Source organism: Chryseobacterium sp. SC28 (assembly GCF_003932955.1).
GTDB lineage: Bacteria > Bacteroidota > Bacteroidia > Flavobacteriales > Weeksellaceae > Epilithonimonas.
In genome coordinates, this window is the sequence record NZ_QOVY01000008.1 from 1 (window position 1) to 12,375 (window position 12,375).

At 41.4% G+C, this 12,375-nt stretch carries 10 protein-coding genes and 1 pseudogene; 7 read left to right on the forward strand and 4 right to left on the reverse strand.

All coding sequences use genetic code 11. The features are described 5' to 3' along the window. Positions 1–815: NHL repeat-containing protein (locus tag DTW91_RS06250; protein ID WP_185144751.1), on the reverse strand; the 815-nt coding region annotated here is incomplete at its 3' end. Positions 816–1,176: 361 nt separating this feature from the next. Between DTW91_RS06250 and DTW91_RS06255 the strand changes: the two are divergent. Beyond that, positions 1,177–2,143: pseudogene (locus DTW91_RS06255) on the forward strand (IS30 family transposase). A gap of 169 nt (positions 2,144–2,312) precedes the next feature. Here the strand turns inward: DTW91_RS06255 and DTW91_RS06260 are convergent. From DTW91_RS06260 to DTW91_RS06270, 3 genes are all read right to left on the reverse strand, one after another. Next, a complete protein-coding gene (locus DTW91_RS06260; RefSeq protein ID WP_125202530.1) occupies positions 2,313–3,662 on the reverse strand; it encodes a DNA recombination protein RmuC in 1,350 nt (449 codons plus the stop codon). Between the two features lie 36 nt (positions 3,663–3,698). Then, the gene (locus DTW91_RS06265) at positions 3,699–4,577 is read right to left on the reverse strand and encodes a polyphosphate kinase 2 family protein (RefSeq protein ID WP_125202531.1); all 879 of its coding nucleotides are present in this window, start codon (positions 4,575–4,577) and stop codon (positions 3,699–3,701) included. A gap of 76 nt (positions 4,578–4,653) precedes the next feature. After that, the gene (locus DTW91_RS06270; RefSeq protein WP_125202532.1) at positions 4,654–5,142 is read right to left on the reverse strand and encodes a DUF1573 domain-containing protein; all 489 of its coding nucleotides are present in this window, start codon (positions 5,140–5,142) and stop codon (positions 4,654–4,656) included. Positions 5,143–5,260: 118 nt separating this feature from the next. On the opposite strand from DTW91_RS06270, the gene DTW91_RS06275 reads away from it, so the two are divergent. The 6 genes from DTW91_RS06275 (at position 5,261) to DTW91_RS06300 (ending at position 12,253) form a co-directional block, all read left to right on the forward strand. Further along, positions 5,261–7,882: a valine--tRNA ligase gene (locus DTW91_RS06275; RefSeq protein WP_125202533.1), complete on the forward strand. Its 2,622-nt coding sequence runs from the start codon at positions 5,261–5,263 to the stop codon at positions 7,880–7,882. Beyond that, a complete protein-coding gene (locus DTW91_RS06280) occupies positions 7,879–8,523 on the forward strand; it encodes a DUF4241 domain-containing protein (RefSeq protein WP_125202534.1) in 645 nt (214 codons plus the stop codon). The genes DTW91_RS06275 and DTW91_RS06280 overlap by 4 nt, the downstream gene beginning before the upstream one ends. Positions 8,524–8,660: 137 nt before the next feature. Beyond that, the gene (locus DTW91_RS06285; RefSeq protein WP_125202535.1) at positions 8,661–9,512 is read left to right on the forward strand and encodes a serine aminopeptidase domain-containing protein; all 852 of its coding nucleotides are present in this window, start codon (positions 8,661–8,663) and stop codon (positions 9,510–9,512) included. Next, the gene (locus DTW91_RS06290) at positions 9,512–10,162 is read left to right on the forward strand and encodes an HD domain-containing protein (RefSeq protein ID WP_125202536.1); all 651 of its coding nucleotides are present in this window, start codon (positions 9,512–9,514) and stop codon (positions 10,160–10,162) included. Before DTW91_RS06285 ends, DTW91_RS06290 begins: the two co-directional genes overlap by 1 nt. 28 nt (positions 10,163–10,190) lie before the next feature. Continuing rightward, the gene (locus tag DTW91_RS06295; protein ID WP_125202537.1) at positions 10,191–10,805 is read left to right on the forward strand and encodes a hypothetical protein; all 615 of its coding nucleotides are present in this window, start codon (positions 10,191–10,193) and stop codon (positions 10,803–10,805) included. Positions 10,806–10,963: 158 nt separating this feature from the next. After that, positions 10,964–12,253, forward strand: coding sequence for an aldehyde dehydrogenase family protein (locus tag DTW91_RS06300; RefSeq protein WP_125202538.1), 1,290 nt, complete (start codon positions 10,964–10,966; stop codon positions 12,251–12,253). Positions 12,254–12,375: the final 122 nt, after the last annotated feature.

Here is a 12,375-nt window from a genome sequence, read left to right on the forward strand (position 1 = left end):
CCTGATGGGTCAACCGCTACTCCAGTAGGATAGTTAAATTGTGCTGCCGTACCCGTTCCGTCAGCAAACCCTTGTGTGCTTCCTGCCAAAGTGGTCACCACACCTGCGGGGGTGATTTTTCGGATTTTATGATTAGAATAATCGGCGACATACATAATCCCAGAGGCATCTAGCACAACACCTGCTGGATAATAAAATTGTGCTGCCGTACCCGTTCCGTCAGCAAACCCTTGTGTGCTTCCAGCCAAAGTAGTCACCATACCTGCGGGGGTTATTTTTCGTATTTTATTATTAAAAGAATCTGCAACATACACATTCCCAGGAGCATCAANATACATAATCCCTGATGGGTCAACCGCTACTCCAGTAGGATAGTTGAATTGTGCTGCCGTACCCGTTCCGTCAGCAAACCCTTGTGTGCTTCCAGCCAAAGTAGTCACCATACCTGCGGGGTTTATTTTTCGTATTTTATTATTAAAAGAATCTGCAACATACACATTCCCAGGAGCATCAACAGCAACGCCGGTGGGATAACTAAACTGTGCTGCTGTCCCCATTCCGTCTGCATCACCTGCTGTACTTCCCGCCAATGTGGTCACCACGCCCGCTGGCGTTATTTTTCGGATTCTATTATTTCCATAATCTGCGACATACACATTCCCAGCGGCATCAACCGCTATTCCATAAGGATAATAAAACTTTGCTGCTGTGCCTATTCCGTCGGCATAGCCTCCCGTGCTTCCTGCCAAAGTAGTAACTATGCCCGCCGGCGTTATTTTTCGTACTTTATTATTAAGAGTATCTGAAATATACAAATTCCCAGCGGCATCGGTCGCTACTCCAAAGGGAAAATTAAACTGCGCTGCCGTACCAGTACCATCTAAATATCCTGGCGTGCTGCCAGCAAAGGTGCTGACGGTTACTTGTGCAAAAGAAAAACTGCTTATGAAAAGCATTGCAAACCACAAAGCTTGCTTTTTTAAAAATGTCATTGTTTTCATAATTCTGTTAATTTTTTAAAAGTTAAAAATATATTTGGATTTAGATTCAAGTAATAAATGCAACTTATGAGGATACTTAAATAAAACATATTTTTTCAAATGAAAGGGCAAAAGCCCTTCCATCCGAAAAGGATAAATGTCTTTATTTTGTGTTCTCGACCAAAAGTTGCAAAATATGAGTCATTTAACCGTAGAACAAAGATACACAATTGAAAGAATGTTACAACAAGGCTACAGGCAAAGTGAGATAGCCCAATGTATAGGAAAACACAAATCTGTGCTAAGTAGAGAACTAAAGCGAAATTGCGATAAACGTAGTGGCAAGTACGTCTCAGATTTAGCTCAAAGGAAATACAACCATAGAAACAAAACAAAACCCAAACGCATTGTTTTTGATGATGAAATGAAACGTAGAGGCTTTGTTAAAGGAAGATTACAGCCCAGAGCAAGTTTGTGGAAGCCTTAGAGAACAAGGAGAACAATGCGTGAGCCACGAGCGTATTTATCAATATATATGGCAAGATAAAAAGCAAGGCGGCACACTACACACGCACCTAAGAAACCAAGGCAGACGGTATAGAAAAAGAGGCGCAGCAAAGGATAAAAGAGGATTAATCGTAGGAAGGATTGATATTGATAAACGCCCCAAAATAGTAGAAGCACGAAGTAGATTTGGTGATTTAGAGGTAGATTTAATCATTGGCAAAAATCATAAAAGTGCCATATTAACGATAAACGACAGAGCCTCCGGAATGCTAAAAATGAGAAAGATAAAATCTAAAGAAGCTGGGGAAGTAAGCAACGCTATAGTTGGTGAGTTAGAAGACTGGAAACCCTACATTACAACAATTACGGCAGATAACGGAAAGGAGTTTGCCAACCATCAATACGTAGCAGAAGAGCTGCAAATAGATCATTATTTTGCTAAACCTTACCATTCCTGGGAAAGAGGTTCTAATGAGAATTTAAACGGTTTAGTAAGGCAATATTTTAAAAAGAAAGATGACTTTAACACCATCACAAATGAACAAATCAAAGCCATCGAAAACAAAATAAATAACCGACCTAGAAAACGATTTAAATACAAAAAACCTATCTTCGTAATGGAAGAATTATTGTTTAATCAAAAGTTGCATTTGTAACTTGAATCCAGCGGAGTATAAAAAAATCATTCAAAAAAAAATGCAATTCATTTTTATTCAATTAAAATGAAGCTCAAAATTATCACATTTTTTCCGGAATTGTGGTTATTTTTAGATTTTTTTTTGTATATCTCATTATCCTTCAATTGTTTAGTATATATCTTTATTTTTAGGATAAATCTTCATTTTCTAAGCCTGAGGGAAGATTTTTTTTGGCTTTGATGCCCAAATTTTTCAGTTTCCGGGTTTGAGCGATCAGATTGTCGTTGCCGGAACTTAGCTGCTTGTAAGCATCCGTATACGAGTTTTTTGCCTGATCGATATTCTTCCCAATGCGTTCCAGATTTTCTACAAATCCAACAAACTTGTCATACAATTTTGCACCTCTGTCCGCAATTTCCATCGCATTCCGGTTTTGATGTTCGCGTTTCCACAAGTCCTGAATCAACTTCAAGGAAGTGATCAGATTGGTGGGACTGAGCAACAAAATTCTTTTGTCGTAAGCAAAATTCCACAGGTTAGGATCCGTTTGCAAAGCCGCCATATACGCCGCTTCACTTGGGACGAACATCATCACGAAATCCAGAGATTTATCAAAATCGTCATACGCTTTCTGGCTCAGCTGCATGATATGGTTTTTCACAGACTGTAGATGTTGACGCTGTTTGCCGGCGAACACCTCGGGATCCGACTCATCGGTCATTTCTACAAAAGCCGTGAGAGAAACTTTACTGTCGATGATGACGTTGCGGTTATCGGGATATTTCACAACCGCATCCGGCCGCATTTTTTTTCCGGAAAATTCAGAGAAGATGGCTTTGTTGTTCTCATCTCGCAACTCGTGCTCCATAAAATATTCCTGATTTTTCCGCAGACCAGATTTTTCCAGAATGCTTTCCAAAATCATTTCGCCCCAGTTTCCCTGCGTTTTGCTTTCGCCTTTCAAAGCTCGAGTCAGTTTCTTGGCATCTTCGGAAATTTGCTGGTTGAGGTCTTTCAGCTCACGTACTTTTTCGCCCAGTGAGAACCGTTCTTTGGATTCTTTGTCGTAAGTTTCGTTGACGGTATTTTTCAGTTCATTGATTTTTTCCTGAAAAGGTTCCAAGATCAGTTTGAGCTGATTTTGATTGAGTTGCGTGAATTTTTGCGATTTCTCATCCAAAATTTGATTCGCTGTGTTCTCAAATTGCAGACGCATAGTTTCCTGAAGTTTCAAGAAATCCTGTTTTTGTCTGTCGAGATTTTCCAGCAGATTGTTGTAATTGGCATTTAGTTCCGCATTGGTAGAGAGCAGTTCTTCTTTGTTTTTTTGGAGTTCTGAAATATCATTGCTAAATTCTTGATTCAATGTTTTCAAATCTTCGATTTTTTCCTGATAATTGCGTTCGTTTTCTTGCAGTCGGATCCAGTTTTCGTTGGCAATATCAAAGTTTTTCTTGCTGACAGTAGTGGCCTTCATTATTATGAAAACCAAAAATCCGCCAATTAAAATTCCGAGAAATAGATAAAGTCCGGTCATTGTTTTAGTTTAAAGTTTATGATGCAGTTTTAAAAATTATTTTTCGCTTTCCAATTTAACTTTGGATTCTTCCAAGGCACTTTTTTCCTTGTCGGAAAGTTTCGGAAACTGCGGATTCATTTCTTGCAATTTGTCTATTATAATTTGAATGGCTGCAACTCTGCAAAACCATTTCTGGTCGGCCGGAATTACAAACCAAGGCGCATATTCGGTAGAGGTCTCATTGATAGCCTGCTCGTAAGCGTTCATGTAATCTTCCCAAAATCCTCGTTCAGCTACATCCTCCGGAGAGAACTTCCAGTTTTTGGTGTCCTCCTCTATGCGAGCGAGAAAGCGCCTTTTCTGCTCTTCTTTGGAGACATTCAGGAATATTTTAATGATGGTTGTGCCGTTGTTTGTAAGATGTTTTTCAAAGTTTCGGATGCTTTCGTATCGGTTTTCCCAAAATTTTTCGTCAAATTGCTTTACATCTTTCCAGGTTTTTTCGCTTAGGTTATACTCCGGATGTACTTTGCAGACCAACACGCTTTCGTAATGAGAACGGTTGTAAATTCCAATCTTTCCTTTCGCCGGCAAGGCCAAAGAATGTCTCCAGAGAAAATCGTGGGAATATTCTTTTGAACTCGGCGTTTTGAAACTGGTGACTTCGCAACCTTGCGGATTCACGCCGCCGAAAACGTGCTCCACCAAGCTGTCTTTCCCCGCAGCATCCATCGCTTGGATGAGGATTAGCAAAGATTGGCTTCCTTCCGCATATAATTTCTCTTGCAACAGGCGCAATTTATCTTTTTCGATGACCAGCAGTTGTGTCCCTTCGTCTTTGCTGAGGCTCCCGCTATATTTGGTATCGTAACTTTTGAGGTCGAATGTTGTATTTGTCTTAATTAAGAAATCGTCTGAGAAATTGTTATCCATACTTTTCAATTTTGTTTAAAAATAAAAAAACCGCTCCAATAAAGGAACGGTTTGTTGATAATTCAAATGGTTTGGCTTATTTAGTCGCGGCTTCTGCCGTCTTAGCAGCCCTCTTAGCAGCAGCATTTTTACTGGTTGGTGCTGGCTGAGCTTTTGCTGTGGCCACAACCGCCGTTGTTGCTTGCTGTGCGGCAGGCGTTTCATCCACCACAGTCCCTTTGATGTAAAGCACAGATCTGTTGTTGGCCGGATCATTGGAATATACTTCAATCAATTTGTTGAAAGCGCCCTTGATTCCCGTGTTGTAACCCACTTTGATTTGAGCCGTTTTTCCCGGTAAGATAGGATCTTTGCTCCATTCCGGTGTCGTACATCCGCAGGAAGGTTTTACTTCGCTGATGATCAGTGGTTTGTCACCCGTGTTTTTTACCGTGAAAAATCGGTGACCGTCTGAGCCGGCTTTTACAGTTCCGTAGTCGTAGGTGGTTTTGTCAAATGTGATCGTTTGAGCCGATGCAAAAGCGATAGCGCCTGTCATCAATAAGCCTGCAAGAATCTTTTTCATATTTTTTTGTTTTAATTTAATTTTAAAGAACAAAGTTATAAATAAATTGAATACGTGATGTTAATTTTTTCGCATTATCTTATTTTTGCAAATTAAATGTCGAAAATAACATACAAAAATGCAGATCGCAGACAAATATAGCCCACAAGCAACGGAACAGAAATGGTATCAATTCTGGTTGGACAACAAATTTTTCCATTCGGAGCCAGACGACAGACCGCCGTACACCATTGTGATTCCGCCGCCAAATGTAACCGGAATTCTGCACATGGGACATATGCTCAACAACACGATTCAGGATGTTTTGGTAAGAAGAGCCAGAATGCAGGGTTTCAATGCGTGCTGGGTTCCCGGGACGGATCACGCTTCCATTGCAACGGAAGCCAAAGTAGTCGCTAAACTAAAGGCAGAGGGCATCAGCAAAAAAGACATTACAAGAGAAGAATTCCTAAAGCACGCCTGGGAATGGAAAGAAAAATATGGCGGAACCATCTTGGATCAACTGAAAAAATTGGGCTGCTCCTGCGATTGGGACAGAACGAGATTCACGATGGAGGAAAATCTTTCAAAGTCGGTCATCAAAGTTTTTGTGGATCTTTACAATAAAGGCCTGATTTATCGAGGCTACAAAGTGGTGAACTGGGATCCGGAAGCGCAAACCAATATTTCGGACGAAGAAGTGGTCTTCAAAGAGCAAAATGGAAAATTATACTTTCTGAAATATAAAATCGAAGGGACAGAGGAATTTATTACCGTGGCAACCACGCGTCCGGAAACCATATTCGGCGATGTCGCAGTCTGCGTCAATCCCAACGACGAGCGATATCATTATCTGAAAGGTAAAAATGTCGTCGTCCCGATTGTCAACAGAGTCGTGCCTATTATCGAGGACGATTATGTGGATATAGAATTTGGAACCGGCGCTTTGAAAATCACGCCGGCCCACGACATCAATGACTACGAAATCGGGCAAAAGCACAATCTGCCCATCATCGATTCTATGGACAACGATGCCATTCTCAACGAGCACGGAATGCATTATCAGGGCAAAGACAGGTTCGCCGTAAGGAAAGAAATTGCGAAAGAACTGCAGGAAAAAGACCTGCTGCTAAAGGCGGAAGATTACGTCAACAAAGTGGGAACTTCCGAAAGAACGGGCGCCGTGATCGAACCAAAAATATCCGTCCAATGGTTTCTCAAAATGTCGGAATTGGCAAAACCCGCTCTGGATGTTGTGTTGGATGATACCATTAAATTCCATCCGGACAAATTCAAAAATACCTATCGCCACTGGATGGAGAACGTTCACGATTGGAATATCTCGCGCCAGCTCTGGTGGGGACAGCAGATTCCGGCTTTCTATTATGGAACGGGCGAAGATGAATTTGTTGTAGCTGAAAATATCGAAGAGGCGGTAAAATTAGCACGAGCAAAGACTTCCAATTCCCAACTGCAGGCTTCTGACCTAAAACAAGATGAAGACGTGCTGGACACCTGGTTTTCATCTTGGCTGTGGCCCATCTCGGTTTTCGAAGGCATCCTCGAGCCCGAAAATAAAGACATCAATTATTATTATCCAACCTCGGATCTGGTTACCGGACCGGATATCATCTTTTTCTGGGTAGCCCGAATGATTATGGCAGGATTGGAATATCGCAAAGAAGTGCCTTTCAAAAATGTCTATTTTACAGGAATCGTGCGCGATAAGCAAAGACGGAAAATGTCCAAACAACTGGGAAACTCGCCAGATCCGATCGATTTGATTGAAAAATATGGTGCCGACGGCGTTCGGGTTGGTAGTTTGATGAGTTCGGCTGCAGGAAATGATCTTTTGTTTGACGAAGACTTGATGCTGCAAGGACGCAATTTTGCCACCAAAATTTGGAATGCCTACAAACTAATCCAAGGTTGGAACCGCGATGAATCTATCAAAGCGCAGAAACACGATATCGAAACCATCGAATGGTTCGGTGAACAACTGAACAAAACCATTGCCGAAATAGAGGATCAGTTCTCGAAATTTAGGATTTCAGATGCTTTGCATTTGGTTTACAAACTCATCTGGGACGATTTTTGCGCTTGGTATTTGGAAGCGATAAAACCCAATTTTGGCGAAGCAATCAGCGAAGAGGTTTATCAAAAAACGATTACTTATTTTGAGGAATTGATGAAGCTGTTGCATCCATTTATGCCTTTCCTGTCCGAGGAACTGTGGCAGTCGATTGCCGAAAGAAAGATTGATGAAGCGCTGATCATCACGCAACAAAAAAAATCTGAAAGTTATGATGAACAAACCATCAAAGATTTCGATTTTGCTAAGGAAGTGATCTCTGGTGTTAGGAATTATCGTCAATCCAAAGGAATTTCGCCAAGAGAATCTGTAGAAGTTTTCACAAATGCAGCGTCACTCAAAGATGCCGAAGTCATTCGGAAATTAGCCCATATTTCCAACATTCATTTTGGACAGAAAACCGATCAACCCAGCTTCACATTCTTAGTTGGTTCCAACGAGTTCTCAATTCCGCTAAGCGAAAATCTTGACCTTGCCGATGAAAAAATCAAAACCGAAGAAGAAATTAAATATCTGAAAGGCTTTTTGATTTCGGTGGATAAAAAACTCTCGAACGAAAAATTTGTGGCCAATGCCAAACCGGAAGTCGTAGCCATCGAGCGCAAGAAACAAAAAGACGCTCAGGATAAAATTCTATTATTGGAAGAAAAACTGAAAAGTTTGTCATGACTCATATCGAAAACATCAAAAAGCTGTTCGCAAAGAATTTTGTAGATCACCCGCTGTTGGAAACCTATGAAGCAGGAGAAATTCATATTTCTTCCGGTTTCATCGTAGCCAGCGACCCCTTGATCTCGCCCGATCAGCCGCCGTTTTCTCAGCAATTTCCCAAAGGCAATTTCCCTGTTCTAATGCACAAAGAAAGAGAATCCAATTGCATCGCATACGCAGAAATCGTTTTTGACAAGAATCAAATAGCAGAAAAGTGGGAATTGGCTCTGTGCGATGGTCAAAATTTGAAAGATTTAAAAGAAGGAGAGATCTTCGGGTATTTGGTAGAATCCGGGATGGGAAGTCTGATGGATTGGGATGCTCAGAAAGCTTTGAATCAATTGGAACAAGAGCTTTTTCACAAGAAAGGCGCCGATTTTATGGGAATTTACGAAGCGTTTTTTCACGAGCATTTTTTTGATGATAATGGGGCAATAGACCAGTTTGCAATCCTAAAACCTTACGAGGACAAGCCGGAAAATCTAGTGGCTTTCGAGACGGGCTACGGCGAAGGATTTTATGCCAGCTACATCGGTTATTCCAAAGATAATCAGCCCGTTAAGTTGATTTCCGAATTCATAGAAATCGGTACAGATTAATAAGATTTTCTCATAAAAAGTGAGAGGAACAACACTTTTTTGAAGACCTAAAGCATCAATTAATATCCTGTGCATATTAATCCCCAAATTAGCGGAACAAAATTTTCTAATTTTACCGAAATTTAAACACGTTTTTAATGCAAAGTATTGAGCTGATAACCGAAGACCAATATACCATCTCTGCCCATCTCTTCGAGCCGCAATCATCCAATGGCAAGTTGATTTTGATCAATTCGGCAACCGGCGTCAAGCAGCAACTTTATTTTTCTTTGGCCAAGTTTTTTGCAGAACACGGATTCACCGTCATTACCTACGATTATCGGGGAATCGGGCTTTCCAAACCGAAGAAAATGAGCGGTTTCCAGGCCTCGATGAGAATCTGGGGAACGCAGGATTACAAAGCCGCAACGCAGTTTGTCAAAACCAATTTTTCCGAGTATCAAAAGTTTTGTCTTGGCCATTCTCTTGGTGCATTGATATTGGGAATGAACGAAGACTCCGCGATCTTCGATGCGTTTGTTTTCATCGGAACGCAAAACGCTTATGCCGGCAATCTCAATTTCAAAACAAAAATTGAAGCTTATCTTGGTTTTGGAATCATGCAGCCTATTTCAACCCTGATTTTGGGATATTTTCCCGCCCACTGGTTTGGACTTGGAGAAAGCCTACCCTCGGGAAGCGCTTTTGACTGGCGAACCTTGATTCTCAACAAAAAATCGGTGAACAAATTGTTGGAAAAAGTTCCGGATTTTTCCAAAAATCTCACTCAACAAGTCTTGGTCCTTAGAGCGGAAGATGACGCTTGGCTCACGGAAAAAGGCGTGAAATCTCTGATGCAGGAAACGTATCCGAATATGAAGCCCACTTACCGCCTCATCAAAACTTCGGAATCTGATAAAAACGAAATCGGCCACATCAATTTTTTCAGAAGCTACAACAAAAAACTCTGGCACATCATTCTCGATGAGTTGGGAGGAGAAAAATATTAATGGAAATGAACATAATCAACAACACCATACAATTCGTCAAAGAAAAACTCGACGGTGCAGAAGCTGGTCACGATTGGTTTCACATAGAACGCGTTTGGAAGCTCAGTCGGTATCTTCAAAAGAGAGAAGGCGGCGACCTGCTGGTGATAGAATTAGCCGCACTTTTGCACGATATTGCCGATCCCAAATTCCACGACGGCGACGAAACCGTCGCCACGAGAATCGCCACCGAATTTTTGAGTGAGCAAAAAGTAGAACAAGAAATACTGGAAAAAGTGATTTTCATCCTAAAAAATATGTCCTTCAAAAACCGAAACGATGCTCCAAAAGATCTACCATTGGAGCTAAAAATTGTGCAGGATGCTGATAGGCTGGACGCCATTGGAGCCATTGGGATTGCAAGAACATTCAACTTTGGAGGTTACAAAAACAACTTGATGTATGATCCGGCAATCGAACCGCAACTTCATCAATCTAAGGAAGATTACAAAAAATCCAACGGAACTACGATCAACCATTTCTACGAAAAGCTGTTGCTTTTGAAAGATCTGCTTAATACTGGCGCAGCAAAAGAGATTGCGGAGCACAGGCATCAGTTTATGTTGCTGTTTTTGGCAGAATTCTACAAAGAATGGAATGTGACTTTTTAATTGGGCAGAAACCATTATCTTTGCTCTGATGTTGATTATTCTAATCTTAATTTTCCTCATTTTCGCACTGATTCTTTCCGGTTTCCGGGGAGGAAGATGGGCTTTTTGGAACATGCTGATTCGAACCGTGATCACCATTTCTGCGGCGGCTTATTTTACATTTTGGTTTGTAGAGAAGAGTGTTTCCAAGTTTTTGGAAGATTCTTTGGCCATTCAAATTATTAATTATTTGCCTCAACCCATTGATTTCTACATCATCCGAATTCAGGATAAAGTGCCGGAAGAAGAGAAGTTCAGTTCCAAGCACGTGGGGCAAATCCGCCCGGAATATTTCCGCATAGAATATCTTAATATGCAGAAATCCAATGAGTTTTGGGTGGTGGGCTACATAGGGAAAGGCAATTTGGTTTATTTTTCTCAGGTGGCAGTTCCCAACATCAATGAAGACCAGATTATCGAGGTTCGCAATTACATCAACCGCAGTTTGAAGCTGTCTGCCATAGCGTCGGAAAAAATAGAAGATCTTAAATACGAGAACATCAAACTCAGCATTTGGGTGACGCTGGATTTGCTGCTTATTTTCCTCAATTCTGTTTTGCTCTTCCGTGGTAAAAGAAAAAAAATAACGCGATTTGCAATTTAGCCGGGATTCCTCAATTAATATTTTGTAAATTTCTTCTTGAAGCTACTTTAAAAGCTCGCCATCCGGAACGCCTCTGTTTTTACTTTTCAACATTCAAGTCGGTGTGAAGTCAGTTGGTACAATTAATGCAAGAAAAAAATCAAAATAAAATCTAAAAAATGGATTTTGCAAAAAACATAAGTTCAGCACACAAAGCCTTTCGCAGCTGGCGTGAGGTTTCTTTTACAGAACGACAAAAATTGCTTTCAAAATTAGCCGATGTCTTAGACCAAAACAAAGAACATTTCGCAAAACGCATCACTACGGAAATGCACAAGCCCATTTCGCAATCCATCGCAGAAATAGAAAAATGTGCGGGAATGGTGCGGTATTACGCAAATGCCAATGATGTTCTGAAACCAGAAAAAATCAAAACAGAATTCAAGGTTTCCGAAGTTCATTACGAGGCATTAGGCGTCATTCTCGGCATTATGCCGTGGAATTTTCCGTTTTGGCAGGCCTTGCGATTTGCCATTCCTGCGATTCTCGCAGGCAACGTCGTCTTGCTGAAACACGCTTCTATCTGCTTTGGCAGTGGCGATGCGATAGAAAAAGCCTTTAAAGATGCAGGCTTCCCCAAATATATTTTTCAGAATCTGAAAATCGGTCACGCCGAGATCAAAGATATTCTCGAAAATCCCTTGGTGCGAGGCGTGAGTCTTACCGGAAGCGAAAAAGCCGGCGCCGATGTAGCTTCTCTTGCCGGGAAAAATATTAAAAAATCGGTGCTGGAATTGGGTGGAAGCGATGCCTACATTGTTCTGGATGATGCCGACCTGGAAGCTGCGGCAAAAGAAGCACCGATGGCCAAGCTTCAAAATACAGGACAGGTTTGTAATGCGGCCAAACGCTTCATCGTTCATCAAAAAGCGGAAAAGGAATTTGTCCCCCGATTTATTGAAGAATATAATGCCTATCAGCCCGCGGATCCCTTTAAAATGGAGACGAAGCTGAGCAAAATGGCGCGGCCGGATCTTGCAGATGAACTCGAAAAGCAGTACAGAAAAGCGAAACGAAATGGGGCAGAAGTGGTGCTCCCGCTGGAGCGCATCTCCGAGAGTGAGTTTCGCCCGGGGATTATTTTGGTGAGAGAAGGAAATCCCATTTTATGGGAAGAACTTTTCGGACCGCTGGCGATTTTGATGATTGGAAAAAATGATGAGGAAATTTTGAAATTAGCCAATGATATTCCTTTTGGTTTGGGCAATTCCGTTTGGACAAAGGATAAAAAACGCGCGCAATTCTTCATAGAAAATCTCGAATCGGGGACGGTCTCTATCAACAAATCTACGGCTTCTGATGCGCGCTTGCCGTTCGGCGGTGCCAAATCGTCGGGCTATGGTGTAGAACTCTCGCTACACGCGATCAAGGAATTTACGCAGATCAAAACCGTGGTGGGGAATATTTGAGATTTTTACAAAAATTGAATAGTTATTGTTATTTGGAATGTTTTCCGCCGCTATAGTTGAATAATTTTTTGTTTTGATGTACAATCTCATAGCCCCGATAGCAGCGGCATCCTTTTTTTTGC